Origin of the sequence: Pseudomonas sp. PGPPP1, from assembly GCF_002255865.1 — a bacterium.
GTDB classification, from domain to species: Bacteria; Pseudomonadota; Gammaproteobacteria; order Pseudomonadales; family Pseudomonadaceae; genus Aquipseudomonas; species Aquipseudomonas cremoris.
Genome location: NZ_NKIG01000030.1, coordinates 41,446 through 60,147, shown reverse-complemented (window position 1 = coordinate 60,147; position 18,702 = coordinate 41,446). Strand labels below are relative to the sequence as shown.

General features: G+C 63.3%; 16 protein-coding genes. 15 read left to right on the top strand and 1 reads right to left on the bottom strand.

Translation table 11 applies throughout. The features are described from left to right. The first annotated feature begins 25 nt into the window (after positions 1-25). The 9 genes from CFE47_RS25715 to CFE47_RS25675 are packed head-to-tail and all read left to right on the top strand — an operon-like array spanning position 26 to position 9,179. Complete coding sequence (locus CFE47_RS25715) at positions 26-1,486, top strand: FAD-dependent oxidoreductase (RefSeq protein ID WP_286841343.1); 1,461 nt, start codon at positions 26-28, stop codon at positions 1,484-1,486. Then, a complete protein-coding gene (locus CFE47_RS25710) occupies positions 1,483-2,457 on the top strand; it encodes an ABC transporter permease (RefSeq protein WP_286841341.1) in 975 nt (324 codons plus the stop codon). The genes CFE47_RS25715 and CFE47_RS25710 overlap by 4 nt, the downstream gene beginning before the upstream one ends. After that, entirely contained in the window at positions 2,454-3,338 is an 885-nt protein-coding gene (locus tag CFE47_RS25705; RefSeq protein ID WP_286841339.1) for an ABC transporter permease, read from the top strand. Before CFE47_RS25710 ends, CFE47_RS25705 begins: the two co-directional genes overlap by 4 nt. After that, entirely contained in the window at positions 3,335-4,333 is a 999-nt protein-coding gene (locus CFE47_RS25700) for an ABC transporter ATP-binding protein (RefSeq protein WP_286841337.1), read from the top strand. The genes CFE47_RS25705 and CFE47_RS25700 overlap by 4 nt, the downstream gene beginning before the upstream one ends. Then, entirely contained in the window at positions 4,323-5,309 is a 987-nt protein-coding gene (locus CFE47_RS25695; protein ID WP_286841335.1) for an ABC transporter ATP-binding protein, read from the top strand. Before CFE47_RS25700 ends, CFE47_RS25695 begins: the two co-directional genes overlap by 11 nt. A gap of 9 nt (positions 5,310-5,318) precedes the next feature. Then, positions 5,319-6,884, top strand: a complete 1,566-nt coding sequence (locus CFE47_RS25690) for an ABC transporter substrate-binding protein (protein WP_286841333.1) — start codon at positions 5,319-5,321, stop codon at positions 6,882-6,884. Then, positions 6,884-8,137 (top strand): acyl-CoA thioesterase/bile acid-CoA:amino acid N-acyltransferase family protein, encoded by a 1,254-nt coding sequence (locus CFE47_RS25685; protein WP_286841331.1) that lies wholly within the window; start codon positions 6,884-6,886, stop codon positions 8,135-8,137. The genes CFE47_RS25690 and CFE47_RS25685 overlap by 1 nt, the downstream gene beginning before the upstream one ends. After that, positions 8,134-8,598: a CMD domain-containing protein gene (locus CFE47_RS25680; protein WP_286841329.1), complete on the top strand. Its 465-nt coding sequence runs from the start codon at positions 8,134-8,136 to the stop codon at positions 8,596-8,598. Before CFE47_RS25685 ends, CFE47_RS25680 begins: the two co-directional genes overlap by 4 nt. Next, entirely contained in the window at positions 8,595-9,179 is a 585-nt protein-coding gene (locus CFE47_RS25675; protein ID WP_286841327.1) for a peroxidase-related enzyme, read from the top strand. Before CFE47_RS25680 ends, CFE47_RS25675 begins: the two co-directional genes overlap by 4 nt. Before the next feature lie 914 nt (positions 9,180-10,093). On the opposite strand, the gene CFE47_RS25670 is transcribed toward CFE47_RS25675, so the two are convergent. Next, positions 10,094-10,990, bottom strand: coding sequence for a LysR family transcriptional regulator (locus tag CFE47_RS25670; RefSeq protein WP_106803252.1), 897 nt, complete (start codon positions 10,988-10,990; stop codon positions 10,094-10,096). 348 nt (positions 10,991-11,338) lie between these two features. Between CFE47_RS25670 and CFE47_RS25665 the strand changes: the two genes are divergently transcribed. Genes CFE47_RS25665 through CFE47_RS25640 form a run of 6 tightly spaced genes read left to right on the top strand, consistent with a single transcriptional unit; the run spans position 11,339 to position 18,702 of the window. Then, positions 11,339-13,732 (top strand): TonB-dependent receptor plug domain-containing protein, encoded by a 2,394-nt coding sequence (locus CFE47_RS25665; RefSeq protein WP_286841325.1) that lies wholly within the window; start codon positions 11,339-11,341, stop codon positions 13,730-13,732. Next, positions 13,732-15,324, top strand: a complete 1,593-nt coding sequence (locus CFE47_RS25660) for an ABC transporter substrate-binding protein/permease (protein WP_286841373.1) — start codon at positions 13,732-13,734, stop codon at positions 15,322-15,324. Before CFE47_RS25665 ends, CFE47_RS25660 begins: the two co-directional genes overlap by 1 nt. Beyond that, on the top strand, positions 15,321-16,001 hold the full coding sequence (locus tag CFE47_RS25655; protein ID WP_286841324.1) for an amino acid ABC transporter permease: 681 nt from the start codon (positions 15,321-15,323) through the stop codon (positions 15,999-16,001). Before CFE47_RS25660 ends, CFE47_RS25655 begins: the two co-directional genes overlap by 4 nt. Before the next feature lie 3 nt (positions 16,002-16,004). Continuing rightward, the gene (locus tag CFE47_RS25650; protein WP_286841322.1) at positions 16,005-16,751 is read left to right on the top strand and encodes an amino acid ABC transporter ATP-binding protein; all 747 of its coding nucleotides are present in this window, start codon (positions 16,005-16,007) and stop codon (positions 16,749-16,751) included. After that, complete coding sequence (locus CFE47_RS25645; RefSeq protein WP_185712088.1) at positions 16,748-17,992, top strand: FAD-dependent oxidoreductase; 1,245 nt, start codon at positions 16,748-16,750, stop codon at positions 17,990-17,992. Before CFE47_RS25650 ends, CFE47_RS25645 begins: the two co-directional genes overlap by 4 nt. Continuing rightward, on the top strand, positions 17,989-18,702 hold the full coding sequence (locus CFE47_RS25640; protein ID WP_286841320.1) for an SDR family NAD(P)-dependent oxidoreductase: 714 nt from the start codon (positions 17,989-17,991) through the stop codon (positions 18,700-18,702). Before CFE47_RS25645 ends, CFE47_RS25640 begins: the two co-directional genes overlap by 4 nt.

Below are 18,702 nucleotides of genomic sequence, written 5' to 3'. Positions count from 1 at the left end.
GCTCACCTGATCGAGTACCCCAACGATGCCGCACACCACCGCACCCATCGGTCTACCCGCCCTCGAAGCGCGCCTGCGCGAGGACCTGGAGTGGCTCGATCTTCCTGCCCAGCCTTGGGTCAAACCGCGCCAGCTGGACGGTCAGCCGCTGCTTGAAGTGGCGGTGATCGGCGGCGGTATGGCGGGCATGGCGGTGGCCGCCGAACTCGGCCATCTGGGTGTGCGGGCGGTGGTATTCGACCAGGCGCCACAAGGTTTTGAAGGGCCGTGGGCAACCACGGCGCGCATGCAAACCCTGCGCTCGCCCAAGCAGTTGAGCGGGCCGGCGCTGGGCTTGCCGGCGCTGACGTTTCGCGCATGGTTCCAGGCGCAGTTTGGCCTGGAAGCTTGGGATGCGCTGGACAAGATCCCGCGCCTGCAATGGGCGGACTACCTGCGTTGGTATCGCCAGGTGCTGCGCCTGGATGTGCGCAACAGACACCGGGTCACCCGTGTGCAACCGCAGGCGGATGGGCGTGTTGAATTGCACGTGGATGCAAACGGCCAGGCCCAGGTGTTCTCTGCGCGCCACGTGGTGCTCGCGACGGGGCGTGATGGGTTGGGCGGCCCGTGGGTGCCCGAGTTGGCGCGCCAATTACCCAGCGAATACTGGGCGCACTCGGCCGATGGCTTGCAGGATGAGTGGTTCGTCGGCAAGCGCGTCGCAGTGATCGGCGGCGGCGCATCAGCGATGGACGCAGCGGGCACGGCACTCGAAGCCGGTGCGCTCAACGTCGACCTGCTGGTGCGGCGCAAGGACCTGCCGCGCATCAACAAGGGCAAGGGCGCTGGCAGCCCGGGCATGACTCACGGCTACTGGCGCCTGCCAGACGATTGGAAGTGGAGCATCCGCCACTACCTGAACCTGCAACAGGTGCCGCCACCTCACGGCAGCACCCTGCGCGTTTCGCGCCACGCGAATGCGCGGTTCCTGCTCGACAGCCCGATTGAATCGGTGGCGGTGCAAGCCGATGGCAGCCTGTTACTGCACACGCCTGCCGCACAACTGCGCTACGACTTCCTGGTGTTTGCCACTGGCTTTCGCAGCAACTTTGCGCTGCGCCCGGAGTTCTCGCCGTTTGCCCCGCATATCAAACTCTGGCGCGACCGCTTCACCGCACCCGCTGGCCAGGAAGACCAAGAGCTCTCACAACTGCCGGACCTCGGCCCGCTGTTCGAATTCCAGCCCCGCAACGCCGATGCCTGTCCAGGCCTTGAGCGCGTGCACTGCTTCAGCTACCCGGCAGCACTGACCTACGGCGGTGTTTCCGGCGATATCCCGGCCATCAGCGAAGGCGCCAAGCGCATGGCCCAGGGCCTGGCCGGGCAGTTGTTCAACGACGATGTCGCGTTGCACTTCCAGGCCATGCAAACCTACGCCGAGCCGGAGCTGCAAGGTGATGAATGGCAGGTTGGCAGCCTGCGCACCGAGGAGTTGCGTACATGAGCCTGTGGTTGCTGCGGCGCGTGGGCCAGGCCGTGCTGGTGATGTTGCTGATGACGGTGACCGTGTTCGTCGGTCTCAACGCCATCGGCAACCCGGTGGACATTTTGATCGGCGAAGACCTCAACCAGGCCGAACGCGTGCAAGCCATTGCCCGCCTGGGCCTGGACCAGCCGCTGTGGCAGCAATACATCACATTCCTCAATGGCGCGATGCACGGGCATTTGGGCAAGAGTTTCGTGCACCACGAAGACGCCTTGCAGCTGATCTTGCAGCGTTTGCCGGCGACCTTTGAGCTGGCGTTCAGCGCGTTGCTCATGGCGATTGTGATCGGTGTCCCGCTGGGTCTGTTCGCCGGGTTGTACCCGAACCACTTCGCCTCGCGGCTGATGATGACCGGCAGCATTGTCGGTTTTTCGCTGCCGTCGTTTTGGGTCGCGCTGATGTTGATCATGCTGTTCTCGGTGCACCTGGGTTGGCTGCCCGCCAGTGGCCGTGGTGCCACCCGCGAATGGCTGGGCATTCAGTGGTCGTGGCTGACTCTGGACGGCTGGCAGCACCTGATGTTGCCGGCGTTGAACCTTGCGCTGTTCAAAATCTCCCTGGTGCTGCGCCTGACCCGCGCCGGCGTGCGCGAGATCTTGCCCCAGGATTTCGTCAAGTTCGCTCGGGCCAAGGGCCTGTCACCGCTGCGAGTGACCCTTATGCATGTGTTGCGTAACACCCTGATCCCGCTGGTGACGGTGCTCGGACTGGAGCTGGGCTCGACCATCGCCTACGCGGTGGTCACCGAAAGCATCTTTGCCTGGCCCGGCGCAGGCAAGCTGATCCTCGACAGCATCAACACCCTCGACCGCCCCGTGGTGGTGGCGTACCTGATGGTGGTCGTGGTGATTTTCGTCAGCCTCAACCTGCTGGTGGACGTGCTGTACCGCCTGCTTGACCCGCGTGTACGCCTGGAAGGTGCGCAATGATCCGCGTGGAATCGTTGTGGCAACGCGGTGTGCTGGATTTTCTGCGTTCGCCCATGGCCATTGTCGGCCTGTTGATCCTGGCGGTGATCGTGTTGGCGGCGCTGTTCGCACCGTGGATCACCCCGCAGAACCCTTACGACCTGATGCAACTGGATGTACTCGACGCCCGTCTTGCTCCCGGTGCCACCAGCGGCGAAGGGCACTACACCTACTGGCTGGGCACCGACGGCCAGGGCCGCGACCTGTACTCGGCGATTGTCTATGGGCTGCGTATCAGCCTGTTGGTGGGGGTCGGTTCGGCGTTGATCGCGGCGGTGATCGGCACCTTGATCGGGCTGGTCTCGGCGTATGCCGGCGGCTGGGTCGATGCATTACTGATGCGCCTGGTGGATTTGCTGCTGTCGTTCCCCGGCATCCTGATGGCGCTGATGATCCTGGCGTGGCTGGGCAAAGGCGTGGGCAATGTGGTGCTGACGTTAGTGGTGCTGGAATGGGCGTATTACGCCCGCACCGCCCGTGGCCAGGCATTGGTGGAAAGCCGCCGCGAGTACGTCGAGGCGGCGCGCGGGCAGGGCATCAGCCGCTGGCGCATCCTGGTCGGGCACATCCTGCCCAACTGCCTGCCGCCGTTGATTGTGATCGGCGCGTTGCAGATTGCTCGTGCGATTACGCTGGAGGCGACCTTGTCATTCCTTGGCCTGGGCGTGCCGATTACCGAGCCGTCGCTGGGCCTGCTGATCGCCAACGGTTTCCAGTTCATGCTCGGCGATGAGTACTGGATCAGCGTGTTTCCCGGCCTGGCCCTGTTGCTGACCATCGTCGCGATCAACCTGGTGGGTGATCGCCTGCGGGACGTGCTCAACCCGAGGTTGCAACGATGAAGGCACTCGAAAACGCCGTATTACCGGCGACGCTTGAAGTGCGCAACCTGTGCACCTCGTTCCATACCCGCGACGGGATTTTACCGGCGGTGCGTGACGTGTCCCTGCGTTTGCAACCGGGGCGCATCCTTGGGCTGGTGGGGGAGTCGGGCTCGGGTAAATCCGTCACAGGTTTCTCCATCCTGGGGTTGGTGGACGCGCCGGGCCGTATCAGCGGCGGCGAGATTCTGTTCCAGGGGCGCGACCTGGTGAAGCTGCGCCCCGCCCAGTTGCGCCAGCTGCAAGGCAATCGCATCGCGATGATCTTCCAGGACCCAATGATGACCCTCAACCCGGTGCTGCGCATCGACACGCAGATGATCGAAGCGGTGCGTGCCCACAACCCGATGAGCCAGCGCGAGGCGCGTCAACATGCCTGCGACACCCTGGCGTCGATGGGCATCGCCAGCCCCGAAGAACGCCTGCGTGCCTATCCGCACCAACTGTCCGGCGGCATGCGCCAACGGGTGGCGATTGCCATTGCGTTGTTGCACCGCCCCGACCTGATCATCGCCGACGAACCGACCACGGCACTGGACGTGACCATCCAGGCGCAGATCCTCGGCGAAGTGCAAAAGCTGGTGCGCGAACAAGGCACTGCGCTGATCTGGATCACCCACGACCTGTCGGTGGTCGCCGGCCTCGCCGACGACGTGGCGGTGATGTACGCCGGGCGCATTGTGGAGCAAGGCCGTGTGGACGACGTGCTCGACCGGCCGTTGCATCCGTACACCCAAGGCTTGATCGACAGCCTGCCGAGTCGCAACCAACGCGGCCAGCGCCTGCGGCAGATTCCGGGCATGGCCCCGGACTTGCTGTCGATGCCTCCCGGCTGTGCGTTTGCCGAGCGTTGCAGCCGTGTCAGCAGTGCTTGTATCGAGCAACCGCAGCCTCTTGAAATCGAACCGGGTCGCAGCGTGCGTTGCTTCCATCCTGGAGTTGCCCATGGCGAATGAATCCGTGCCGTTGATCGAGTTGCACCAGGTCAGCAAACAGTTTGGCCAGGCGCCGGGTGGCTTGCTGCAACGCCTGGGGCTGAGCAAACCGCGGCCGCTGACGCGTGCGGTGGATGGCATTGACCTGCGCATTGCCAAGGGCGAAGTGGTGGGTTTGGTGGGGGAGTCCGGCTGCGGGAAATCCACCCTCGGGCGCATGGTCGCCGGCCTGCTGCCGACGTCCAGCGGCAACGTGATGGTGGACGGTCAGCCTATGCAGACGTTGAGTGCGGCGCAAAAGCTCAAGGTGCAGATGATCTTCCAGGACCCTTATGCGAGCCTCAATCCTCGGCTGCGGGTCGACCGAATCGTTGGCGAAGGTGCGTTGCGCCAGGGCCTCACCGACCGTGCAGGCTTTGACGATTACGTCAGCGCGCAACTGCGCCGTGCAGGCTTGAGCCCCGAGTTGCGCCAACGTTACCCGCACCAGTTCAGCGGCGGTCAACGCCAGCGCATCGGCATCGCCCGGGCCCTGGCGGTGCAGCCGCAATTGTTGGTGTGCGATGAGTCGGTGGCGGCGCTGGATGTGTCGATCCAGGCGCAGATCCTCAACCTGTTCATGGACTTGCGTGAGCAATTGGGGCTGACCTACCTGTTTATCAGCCATGACTTGGGCGTGGTCGAGCACCTGTGCGACCGCGTGGTGGTGATGTACCTGGGGCGGGTGGTGGAGTCGGCCACCGTGGGCGAATTGTTCGCCCGCGCCAACCACCCGTATACCCAGGCGCTGCTGGCGCAGATCCCCAAGTTCGAACTGCGGCGCAGCCAATACCAGGCGATTCGCGGCGAAATCCCCAGCCCCTTGAACCCGCCCTCCGGCTGCCATTTCCACCCACGTTGCCCGCATGCCACGGCGCGTTGCCGTGAAGAAATCCCGCTGCTCAAAGAAGTGTCGCCCGACCACTTGAGCGCTTGCCACCTCAACCTTGCCTCTTAGGAATTTGCCATGAAGCCCTTGCTGCTGACGCTACTGACTGCTGCGCTGTTGACCGGCGCAACCGGGGTCACCGCCCAATCCTTGCGTATAGCCTACGCCGACCCGGTGTCGTCACTGGACCCGCAACTGAACAACCATGCCGGCGACCGCTCCCTGGCCTTGCACGTGTGGGAGTCCTTGCTGGACCGTCGCGACGACAAGAACCTGCCGGGCCTGGCCGAAAGCTGGAAGGCGATTGACGCCACCACTTGGGAATTCAAGATCCGCCAGGGCGTGAAATGGCAGGACGGCCAGCCGTTCACCGCCGACGACCTGGTGTTTTCCCTGGAGCGTGCGCGCAACGTACCCGGCAGCGTCGCGCCGTATTCCAGCAGCCTGCGCACGGTGGAATCGGTGAGCGCGCCAGACCCTTACACCTTGCGGGTCAAGACCACGGTGCCGAACCCATTGCTGGTGCAGAACATCGACTCCGTCTACATCGTCAGCCGGCATATCGGCGCAAAGTCCAGCACCGAGGACTACAACAGCGGCAAGGCGGTGATCGGTACCGGGCCGTATCGCTTGGTGTCCTATGCCCAAGGCGATCGCACGCTGTTTGAGCGCAACAAGGATTACTGGGGAACTCAGCCGCTGTGGGACACGGTGGATTACCGCTTTATCGCCAACCCGGCCAGCCGTACGGCGGCCTTGTTGGCGGGTGACGTGGATGTGATCGACAAGGTTTCGCCCCAGGACGTGAAAAAGCTGCAGGCCACGCCGAGCGTCAAGGTGTTTGCCTACCCAGGGCTGCGCGCGCTCTTGATCCAGCCGAGCTTCCGCCCGGGGCCGAACGAGTTCGTGCGTGACAACCAGGGCAGGCCGCTGGCCGAAAACCCGCTGCGCGATGTGCGGGTACGCCAGGCGCTGTCGCTGGCGATCAACCGCAAGGCGATTGTCGAGCGCATCCTGCAAAACACCGTGACCGAGGCCAACCAGTGGATGCCGGCCGATACCTTCGGCTACAACACTGACGTCAAGAACATTGCCAACGACCCGGCCCAGGCGAAAAAGCTGTTGGCCGAAGCGGGTTTTCCGGACGGCTTCCAGTTGACCGTGCACGTGCCCGGCGACCGTTACCCACTGGCGCCGGAGAGCATGCAGGCGGTGGCGCAGTTCTGGGCGCGGATCGGCATCAAGGTGGATTTGCAGGTGGTGCCATGGTCGGTGTATGCCGCCCGCGCCAATAAAAACGAATACGCCGTGACGGTGATTGCCTGGGGCAACGGCACCGGCGAGGCGGGTTATGGCCTGCTCAACGTGTTGGCCAGCGCCGACCCGAGCAAAGGGCAGGGCTCGTCGAACTGGGGGCGCTACAGCAACCCACAGGTGGACAGGGACCTGGAACTGTCGTCGGCCGAGTTCGATGAAGCCAAGCGCGAAGCGATCCTGCGTGATTCGGTGCAACGCGTGAGCGACGACGTCGGCATCCTGCCGTTATTCCACTACCAGAACATCTGGGCGGCCCGCAAAGGCCTGCGTGTCGATCCACTGGTGAGCGACCGCACCACCGCCTCGATGGTGACGGAGGAAAAGTAATGGCGCGCTTGCTGATCACGCCCCTCGATGGCCTGCTGGATGAGCCGCGCCACATCGTCGTAGAAGGCGTGACGCCGGGCGCGCGGGTGACATTGACCAGCCGCACCCTGCGCGGTGGCGGACAGCCGTGGCAGAGCGCCGCAACCTTCGTGGCCGATGCCCAGGGGCGCGTGGACCTCGAGCGTGACGCCCCGGTGGCTGGCGACTATAGCGGTGTCTCGGGCATGGGCTTGTTGTGGAGCCAGCGCATTGAGCAGGGCCACAGTGCGGCGGTGTTTCCTGATTCGGTCCTGGAACCCTTGCACACCCGCATAGAGGTGCAAGGCCAGGCGCTTGTGCTGGTGCAACGCCTGGCCGCTGCCGGTGTGACTCGGCGAGAGGTGCGCGAGGACGGTCTGGTGGGCACCTTGTTCCAACCCGCAGGCGCCGGCCCGCATCCGGCGGTGATGGTGCTCAATGGCTCCGGCGGCGGCATCAACGAAGCCCGCGCGGCGCTGTACGCCTCACGGGGTTACAGCGCGTTGGCACTGGGGTATTTCAAGGCGCCGGGGTTGTCGGACTACATCTCCAACACGCCGCTCGAGTATTTCGAGAGGGGGCTGGCGTGGATGCGTCGCGAGCTGGCACCGGCCGATGATTTCATCGCGCTGAGTGGTCAATCCCGTGGGGGTGAGTTGGTATTGTTGCTCGCCAGCCTGTTTCCCGACGCCGTGTCGGCCGTGATCGGCTATGTGCCGAGTGCCCTGGTGCATGGCGGGCAAGCCGCCGCTGACCCGGCAGTGGGGCGCGATGGTCCCGCGTGGTTGTATCGCGGGCAGCCGCTGGTGCACCTGTGGAATGACAATCGCCATGCGTCATGGGCGGCCCGTGATGCCGGGCAGCGCAATGCCGTGTCGATGAACACCGCGCTGGAAGACGACGATGCAGTAGCGCGTGCGCGCATCCATGTCGAACGCATTCGCGGGCCGGTACTGACCTTGACCGCCGGCGATGACGCGGCATGGCCGTCCAGCCGTTTCGGGCAAATGGTCAGCGCGCGCCTCCAACATTTCGATCACCCCTGGCCCGTGCTGCAACGGGATTTTCCGTTAGCCGGCCACAGCATTTTGCTGCCCTACATTCCCACCACCTACACCGACGACGGCCAGCCCGAGGCCAACGCCCAGGCCAACGAGCAGTCGTGGCAAGCCGTGGTGGAGTTTCTGCACAACGCCGTGGCCGAGCGCCGCGCGCATTCCAAGGAGTTGCAATGAACAGTCCCGCCTTACCCGATCTGCTGACCCGCTTGGTGCTCGGTGAAGCCAGCCCGGTACGAGGCCTGCGCCAAGCGCGGGCCAAGGTCACCGACGCCACCGAAGGCAGCTACCAGGCGCTGTTTGCTGCCGACTTGCCTGGCAGCCTGACCCTGCAGGAACGCCTGCTGGTGGCCGAATACGCCAGCCAACTGACCCCGCAACCGGAGCTGGCTGCGCATTACCTGGAGCGCCTGCAAGGGTTTACGGCGCCTGAGGATTCGCCGCGCCTCAAGGCTATTCTCGACTTCACCCGCACCCTGGTGCTGACCCCCGTGGAAGGTGATCGCCAGGCGTTGACGGCACTGCTGGATGCCGGCCTTGAAACAGTTGACGTGGTCACGCTAGGCCAACTGATTGCTTTCATTTCCTATCAAGTACGCCTGGCCAGCGGGCTCAAAGCCCTGGAGCAATTGCAATGAGCGAACCCCTGGACATCCAAGGCTTCACCAACCGTAGCCTGGGCTGGAAATCCTGGCTGCCAACCCTCGACCTGGCCCAGGCCAACCCCGAACAAGTGGCGGTGTTGGAGGAGAGCCATCCCCAGGCCAAGGTTTCCGAGTACTACCTCACGTTGATTCACCAGCCCGAAGTGTTGCGCCAGCGTTCCTTGGCCTTTAACGCGATCATGTATGCACCGGGTGGGTTGTCACGGGCCGAGCGGGAGTTGGCGAGTGCGGTGGTGTCGCGCGTCAACCACTGCGTGTTTTGCGCGTCGGTGCATGCCCAGCGGTTTGAGCAGTTGGCCAAGCGCAATGATGTGATCGCGCAGGTTTTCAGTGATCCGCAGACTGCCGGAACCACGTCGCGGGAGCGGGCGATTGTGCGGTTTGCGATTGACCTGACGTTGGAGCCTGGGGAGGTCGGTGCGGGGGCGTTGAGGGTGCTGCGCGAGGAGGGGTTGGGGGATGGGGAGATTCTTGATTTGATTCATGCGATTGCGATTTTTGCTTGGGCTAATCGGTTGATGCTTAATCTTGGGGAGCCTGTTTGGGGGGAGTGATTTTTTTTTGGGGGGGGTACATATCCGTTGTTTAGGTAACGGCTGGTATTGGTTCCGCCCTTACGGCGGGTCACTTTTGGAAAAGAGCCCCAAAAGTAACCAAAAGGGCTCTTGCCCCAACACTCGGCACCTCGCTTAGGCTCGGTGTGCCCTCACTCCGGCTTTGGAGCGTGGGCCGCCGCGATGGGCCATCCTTGGCCCAGCGCGGCTAACCCGGCGTCCTGCCGGGTTACCCACGCTCCAAAACCTGCGTTCGGCCAGCGTGTTTGACGGGGCGCCTCTAGATCAAAAGCAAGAGCGCGGCGGCCTGATAGCCGACCGGTATGTGTGTGCCGATCACCGTTCAAATGTGGGAGCTGGCTTGCCTGCGATGCAGGCAACTCGGTACTTCAGGCATACCCTGTTGATGCCATCGCAGGCAAGCCAGCTCCCACAGAAGAGCAGGTTTCACAGGGTAAGGAAGCCGGACACGGTCAAAAATGTGGGAGCGGGCTTGCTCGCGAATGCGGTGGATCAGCCAATGAATGTGTTGACTGACACACCGCATTCGCGAGCAAGCCCGCTCCCACATTTGGATCTCCATTTGTCAGGTAGACAGTGTTTTGCTCTGGCTTTTGATCTGGCTTGTGATCTTGATCTTAGGCGCCCCGTTAAACCACGCTGGCCGAACGCAGGCTTGAATCCGTGGGTAACCCGGCAGGACGCCGGGTTAGCCGCGCTGGGCCATGGATGGCCCATCGCGGCGGCCCACGGATTCAAGCCGGAGTGAGGGCATGTCGAGCCTAGGCGAGACACCGAGTGGTGGGGCAAGAGCCCTTTGGTTACTTTGGGGCTCTTTTCCAAAGTGACCCGCCGTAAGGGCGGAACCAATACCAGCCGTTACCCAAACAACGGATATTCACCCACACTCCACATCACTGATAACTATCAGACACCCCCCGCAAATGCCCCATCACCATGTCCCGAAACAACAACGCCTGCGGCGACAACGGCTTAAAGCTGTTATGAATCACCGAAATATTCACCGCCGCCGCACTCTCAAACCGCCGTATCACCAGCGGCAGCAAATTCCCCGACACGGCCAGCGCATCGACCACCGCAATCTCCCCACTGGCCAAACTGAACAGGCTGGCAATCAACCCCGAACGCACCTGCAACCCAATATTCAATTGCGCCAATACGTCGCCATACACCTTCTCTTCATTGATCCCATACAACTCCTGCAACGGCACCGAAATCAGCCGGTGGCCAATCAAGTCCGTCGGGCTGATGGACGCAAGCGAAGCCAGCGGATGCGAAGGCGCCATGATGCACACCAACGGGCAGCTATAGCGCGCATGCACCGTGATGCTCGGGTGGTCGACTTCAAACGTGGTGATGCCGATATCGACGATCTTCTCCGCCACCACATCAGTCAGTGCGCCGGGCAGCGGCAGGATCACTTTCACGCTCAGGTCCGGCCGCTCCTTGACCGTCTGCGCCAGGCTCTGCGGCACCACCGACATGCCCAGGCTCGGGGAGGCCGCGATGTACAGGTTGCCCTTGGACGGGTTGGCCAGTTCGCTGGACAGTTCACGCACCCGTTCCACGTTGCGCCACAGCCGCTCGACTTCCTCGTACAGCTCTCGCGCTTCGCTGGTGGGCACCAGCCGGCCCTTGACCAGTTCGAACAACTTGGGGCCGCCACGTTGTTGGGTGTGGCTGAGCATTTTGCTCACGGCAGACTGGGAGATATGCAACAACTCGGCGGCGCCCGCGATGCTGCCGGTGAGCATGATGGAACGGAAGACTTCCATCTGGCGAAGATTCATAAGTTAGAACACTCGGGTATTGCCTGTTAATAAAACCGAGCACTTATAGCCTGATCTTTTATCGCACTCAATCAATAAACCGGCTTCAACTAGACCGTGTTCTTTTAACCATATAACCGCAGTGCCACATGAGTAAAAGTTAGTGTTGCCCGCTGTTTTTTCCATAGGTATGACCACGCAGGGCAGGTAAATTGGGCCCCGTGTGACATACCAGGCAAGCAATCAACACACCACCGAATTGCCCCCTGGCCACTCTTTTATCAACTTTTGAATAGACAAATGTTCGACAGCCACTGCCCCTGCGCTTATGTCAGGTCGCGGTGACGGCTGTTGGCTGGGGAATAAGGAATGATCAAGGGCAGGTTCAAACAGTGCAGGCTGTCGCTCGCAGTGGTGGCAGTCGTGGCAGGCATGCAGGCACACGCGGCAGAAGACAGCGACACCACCCCGCAGTTGAATGCGGTAGTGGTCACCGGCACCCGTTCGGAGAACCGTACGGTGCTGGAGTCGATGCAGCCGATTCAGGTGGTGTCCAGCAAGACGCTGCAAAGCACCGGCAGCAACGAGTTGTCCGAAGCCTTGTCGCGGTTGATCCCGTCCTTGAATTTCCCGCGTCCGGCCAGTTCAGGGTTTACCGGGATCATTCGCCCAGTGCAGATGCGTGGCCTGTCGCCGGACCAGGTATTGGTACTGGTCAATGGCAAGCGCCGCCATACCAGCGCTTTCCTCAACACCAACGTGACCCAGGGCCGTGGCTCGGCGCCGGTGGATTTGGGTGCGATCCCGCTGTCGGCCATCGACCATATCGAAGTGCTCGGCGACGGTGCGTCGGCCCGTTACGGCTCGGATGCGATTGCCGGGGTGATCAACGTCATCCTCAAGAAAGACGATGAAGGCGGGCAGGTCACCACCAGCTACGGCCAGTACTCCAAAGGCGACGGCATCCAGCGCCACGTGGACGCCGACACTGGCTTCAAGCTCGGCGAACGCGGCAGTGCGCACTTGAGTTTCGACGGCAACAACAACGACTTCACCAACCGCGCCGGCCCGGACAATCGCAACCCTGGCGCGCCGGGTTATGGCAGCACCACGTATCGCCTGGGCGACCCGGACATCACCAACGGCAAGGTCATGCTCAACGCCGAATACGCCTTGAGCGACGACCTCACCGCCTACGGGTTTGCCGGCTACAACAAGTCCACTGGCGACACCTGGGATGCGTTCCGCAACGGTCGCGCTTCCACCTACGACCGCGCCGCGCACCCTGAAGGCTACCTGCCGCGCCTGCACGCCGAGACCCAGGACCAATCGTTGGTACTCGGCCTGCGTGGCCTGCTGGCTGACTGGAAATGGGACGCCAGCGTCGACTACGGCCGCAATCAAATCGACCTGAGCAGCCGCGACACCCTTAACCGCTACCTGTACCGCGACACCGGCAATGCCCAGCAAAATTTCAACGATGGCAGCCTCACCAGCAGCCTCGCCGTGTACCAACTGGATTTCAGCAACGAGCTGAACGTGCCGGTGCTGAGCAACCCGTTGTCGGTGGCCTTTGGTGTGGAATACCAACACCAGACCTACCAGGAGAGCAGCGGCGAAGCCAACTCCTACTACGGCACCGGTGCCGAAGGCTTCTCGGGCCTCAAGCCGGGTGACAGCGGCAGTTATCGCCGCGATGTGGTGGCGCAGTACCTCGACCTGGAAACCAACCTCACCGATAAATGGCGCGCCTCGGTCGCTGTGCGTCATGACGACTACAACGACTTCGGCGGCGCCACCACGGGCTCGTTCTCCAGCCGTTATGACTTCAACCCGGTGGTCGCCGTGCGCGGCAGTGTGTCCACCGGCTACCGTGCGCCGTCGTTGGCGCAGCAGCATTATTCGGCGACCACCAGCGCCCTCAACACGTCGATCAACGCGTATCAGGATCAGTTGACCGCTTCGGTGGATTCGCCGATTGCACGCTTGCTCGGTGCAGAGGATTTGAAGGCCGAGAAGTCGCGCAACATCAGCCTGGGTTTGGTGCTGCAACCGACTGACGATTTCAGTGCCACGTTGGATGTGTACCAGATCAACATCAACGACCGGGTTACCCTGTCGAGCAACCTCAACGTGCAGACCGCCGCCGGCCAGGCGTACCTGGCGGCCAACGGCATTCCCACGGACCTGTACCAGTCGGTGCGCTACTTCACCAACGCGGTGGACACCCAGACCCGTGGCGTCGATATCACCGGCCAGCATCGCTATCGCTTCGACAACGGTGGCCGCCTCAACAGCACCGTCGGCTACAGCTACGCCAAGACCCGCGTCACCGACATCAAGGACAACCCCACCGCCCTGGCGCAGAGCGGCCTGAACCTGGACCGTATCGACCGTCGTGACCGTTACGGTGTACTCACCGACAGCACACCACGCAGCAAACTGTCGTTCTCCACCGACTACAGCAAGGACAACTGGGGCCTGCACGCCAACCTGGTGCGCTACGGCAGCTTCCTGGCCGTGAGCAATACCGGCCCGGCCTACGACCAGCGTTTCGACGCCAAGTGGGTGCTCGACCTGTCCACCAGCTATCGCTACACCGACTGGCTGTTCACCGTGGGCGGCGACAACGTCACCGACGCCTACCCGGACAAACGCAACAGCCTGAACAACCCTGGCCATCAGAACGTCAACTACATCTCCTACTCACCGTTTGGCATGAACGGCGCGTTCTACTACCTCAAGGCGACGTATTCGTGGTGATGAGGTTGCTCAAGGCCTGGGTGGCCGCTGGCGTGCTGGCGGCCTCCCTGGGCGCGGTGGCGGATGACGGACCGGTGTTGCAACGCATCGCTGAGCGCGGTGTGGTCAACGCCTGCACCAACGTGGAGAACCGACCGTTCGCGTACCTCACGCCGTCGGGCAAGGCGGTGGGTTTTAATGCCGACCTGCTGGAAAACCTGCGCCAATCCCTCAGCCTGCGCCTGGGCCGCGAGATCAGCGCACAGACCATTCCCACCAGCGGCGCCAACCGTGTGCCGTTTGTGCAGCAGGGCAAATGCGATGTGATCATCACCGGCTTCAGCGTGACCGAAGAGCGCCAGCGCCTGGTGGATTTCATCTTCCCGGGCTTCTATGCCTCCGGCGCGGTGCTACTGACCCGTGACGATCAGGTGGTCGAGAGCTGGGAAAGCCTGCGCGGTCAAACCCTGTGCAGCAGCCAGGGTTCGACCTACAATCAGAGCGTGGCCGAGCGTTACGGGGTGAACATTCTCGCCTTTGCCGGCCTCACTGAAAGTGCCCAGGCCCTGCGTGATCGACGTTGCATCGGCCAGGTGATGGACGAGGCGGTGGCACGCCTGCGCTTGCAGGACAGCCAGCAATGGCAAGGCTATCGCATTCAGTTGCCAGTAATTCTCGAAGCGCCGTGGAGCCTGGCGGTGGCCAAGGGCGATCCGCAGTGGCGCGGGTTGCTGGAGCAACTGGCGTTGCATTGGCGCCAGAGTGGTTTCCTGTATGAGCTGGAAAGCCGCTATGGCTTGCCGCACAAACATCCGTTGGACCCGACCCAGGTTGAAAGTACGGCGGTGGATACCCAGAGCCTGCCGTATTTCCTGCAACGCCTCACTGACGGATTTGAACGTCTGAATACCCGCACCGGCTGGAATTTCCCGGTGTTCTACGACGGCTGGACCGCCCGCCAATTTGCTTCCGGAATCCTCACCACCTTGCAACTGTCGGCCATTGGCATCCTCGGTTCATGCCTGATCGGCCTGTTCGGTGCGCTGGCGATGGGGGCGTCAAAGCCGTTGCGCTGGCTGGTACGCGGTTACGTGGAACTGCTGCGCAACACGCCGAGCCTGGCCCAGTTGTACTTTATCTATTTCGGTGTCGGCGCGTTGTTGCGTGGCGGCCTGGAGGGCGGTGCGGCGCCGTGGTACGCCAACCCGTTCGGCCTGGCCGCGTTGTGCATCACCCTGCATTACGGCGCATTTGCGGTGGAAATCGTACGCGCCGGGTTGCTCGCCGTACCCGCCAGCACCCGCGATGCGGCGCTCGCGCTGGGTTATGGGCGTGCAGCCAGGCTGTGGCATATCCAACTGCCGTTGGCCCTGCGCGCGTGTTTGCCGGCGCTGGGTAACAACATGGTGCAGTTGATCAAGGGCAGTTCCATCGCCTACGCGGTGGCGGTGCCCGAGGTGTTGTACAGCGCCCAGGAAATCTGGAGCGAACGCTACAACGTGGTGGAAATGATGCTGTTGGTGCTGGTCACTTATTTCTCGGCCATGGCCGTGCTCGCCTGGGCGCTGCATTGCCTGGAACGGCGCCTGCACATCCCTGGAGGTGGCGCATGAACGAGGTGATTTCAGCCTTGCTGCCGTGGCTGCCCATGCTGCTCAAGGGCTTTGCGCTGAACCTGTGGATCGGTGCGCTGGCGATGCTGCTGGCCTGCATGGCCGGGGTGTGCCTGGGCGCGTTGCAACGCGCCAAGTCGCGCGGGCTGCGGTTGGGCGCAAAGCTTGTGACCCAACTGCTGCGCAACTCGCCGTGGCTGGTGGTGATGTTTTTTGTGATGCACCTGCTGCCTTACGAATGGCACGTGGCGGGCGTGGTGATCAGCCTGCCTGCGTGGCTCAAGGCGGTGCTGGCGTTGTCGCTGCCAGCGGCGGGGAATGCCTCGGAAATCGTGCGCGGCGCCTTGCAGTCGATCCCGCGTACCCAATGGGAAGCCGCCACCGCGCTCGGCTACAGCGCGGTGGGCCAGTTGCGCCATGTGATCTTGCCCCAGGCTTTGCGCCTGATGGTGCCGCCCGCCTTGGGCCTTTATTGCGTGGTCACCATGTCCAGCGCGCTGGCCAGCTTACTGGGGGTGGGCGAATTGCTCAGCGCAAGCCGCGAAATCCTCGCCGCCACCGCCCGCACTGATTTGCTGCTGCCGGTCTACGGCCTGGTGCTGGCGTTGTTCTTTGCCTACATCTTTCCGCTTTCACTGCTGGCCCGTTCCTTGGAACGGCGCCTGGCCTACAGGTAACCCATGAAACGTATCCTGGAAAACCCCTTTATCGCCCTGCATGGGGTGAGCAAGGCCTACGGCGACACGCCGGTGCTCAAAAGCATCGACCTGGCCGTGGGGCGCGGCGAAGTGGTGTGCATCATCGGCCCTTCGGGGTCGGGAAAGTCCACGGTGCTGCGTTGCATCAACGCGTTGGCCGAGATCGACGGCGGCGAGATCCGTCTCGACGGCGCGTCGATCGGCAGCCCGCAATTGCCGTTGCAGCAACTGCGCCAGCGCGTCGGCATCGTGTTCCAGAGCTACAACCTGTTTCCCCATCGCACGGTGTTGCAGAACGTGAGTATGGCGCCGATCCAGGTGCTCGGGCGCGACCGCCACACCGTGGAAGAAGAGGCGCGGGCGCTGCTGCAACAGGTGCGCCTGGGCGACAAGGAGCAGGCGTATCCGGGTGAACTGTCCGGCGGCCAGCAGCAGCGCGTGGCGATTGCCCGCGGCCTGTGCATGCAGCCCCAAGTGATGTTGTTTGATGAAGTCACCGCCGCCCTCGACCCGGAAACGGTCAAGGAAGTGCTGGGGGTGATCCGTTCGATTGCTGCCGAAGGCATGACCTGCGTGTTGGTCACCCACGAGATGCGCTTTGCCCGCGAAGTCGCCGACTACGTGTACTTCATCGACAGGGGCGAGGTAGTGGAACACGCCACGGCCCAGGCGTTTTTCGACACGCCACGGGATGCGCGCACCCGTGACTTTCTCGACAAAGTCCTATGAAGCGGTTTTATGACGTGGCGGTGGTGGGCGGCGGCGCAGCGGGAATTGCCGCCGCGCTGGCGGCGGCCGAATGCGGGCGCAGTGTGGTGCTGATCGAGGACTACGGCTTTTTCGGCGGTACCGCGACCATCTCCGGCGTGCAGTCGTATTGTGGCTTTCTCACCAGCGGCCCGCACCCGGAGCGAGTGGTGGCTGGCATGGGCCTGCGCGTGCTGGAGGCCTTGCAGGCGTTCGGGCATCCGGTGGAACCGGTGCTGCAAAGCTCGGGCAACTGGATCATTTTGCTCGACCCCGAGCGTCTGAAAGTGGTGCTGGATCGCTTGGTCCTGAACGCCGGCATCACGCCGTTGCTGCATTGCCGGGTAATCGCCACCGAAGGTCAGAACGGGCATATCGACGCGTTGTTGTGCAGCCACCCGGAAGGCCACTTGCGCCTTGAAGTGGGCAGCGTGGTGGACGCCACCGGCAACGCCAATGTGGCCGCGATGATTGCGCCCCACAGTATTCGCCCACGCTTGCAGGCGGCGACGCTGACGGTGCGCATCGGCAATGTCGCGCCTGGCCATGCGCCGGACCGCGAGGCACTGCACGCCGCTGTCATCGACTACCAGCGCCGCACCCAACGCCACCTGGCGCGCAGTAACGGCGGCTATTTTGTGCCGTTGCCGTGGTCTGGCAGTTACTGGGCGATGATGATCGATGTGGACTTGGTCAACACCGACGCCCACTACCTGACCCGCGCCGAGATCGAAGCGCGCAGCATTGCCCACGACTACCTGGAGTCGCTGCGCCGCACGGTGCCCGGCTTTGAACAGGCGATCCTGGAAACCAGCGGGCCGCAACTGGGCATTCGCTCCACGCGCTGCGTGACCTCGCAACAGGATGTGCTGGCTGACGACGCCCTGAGTGCTCGCCAACGTGCCAACGGCATCGCCCGTTCCGGCTGGCCCTGCGAACTGCACCCCGGCTGTGGCGTCACCGAATACCGCGCCATCCCGCACCACGGCTGGTTCCACGTGCCGTTCGGCGCGCTGATCCCCGAGGGCAGCGACAACCTGTGGCTGGCCGGCAGCTCGATTGGCGCGGACGACATCGCCTTCGGCTCGGTGCGGGTGATGGGTACCAGTTTTGCCACTGGGCATGCGGCGGGTGTGTCTGCCGCGCTGTCCAGTCGCTTGTCCCAGCGCACCGGGTTTGATGCGGTGAAAAGGGTTCTACTCGAACAAGGAGCATTGCTATGACGGCACCCCGACGTGTGTTGGTAACCGGTGCGGGCAGTGGCATTGGCCAGGCGGTTGCGCAGGTATTCCTGGAGCAAGGCGCCGAGGTGATCGGCTGGGACCTGGTGGTCGACCCGGCGGCGGGCTTTGCGATGACCGCCGTGGACGTGCGCGATGCCGACGCCCTCAAGCGTGCGGCCCAAGGCCTGGAGCGACTGGACGTGCTGGTGACCTGCGCCGGTATCGCCCGTCGCGCCTCGGCCATCGATATGCGCGCCGAAGACTGGCAGGCCGTGCTGCAAACCAACCTCAGCGGCGCGTTCTACAGCTGCCAGGCGGCGTTTCCCGCATTGGCCGCTTCCGGCGCCGGGCTGATCGTGAATATCGCCTCGTTCATCGCCCACCGCTCCGGGCCTGGCCGCGCCAGTTACGCCGCCGCCAAGGCCGGTGTGGTGGCAATGACCGAGGTGCTGGCGCTGGATTTCGCCGCCGCACAGGTTCGGGCGATTTCCGTCAGCCCCGGCTACACCCGCACCCGCATGGTGGGGGCCGCCATCGAGGCCGGACGGCTGGACGAACCGCATCTTCTGGCAAGCATTCCTCTGGGCCGGCTCGCCGACCCACGGGAAATGGCACACGCCATCGTGGCCCTGACAGGGCCGGCATTTCATTACGCCAACGGCACGGACTTCGTGATCGACGGCGGCATCATGGCGCAAGGGGTTCAATAA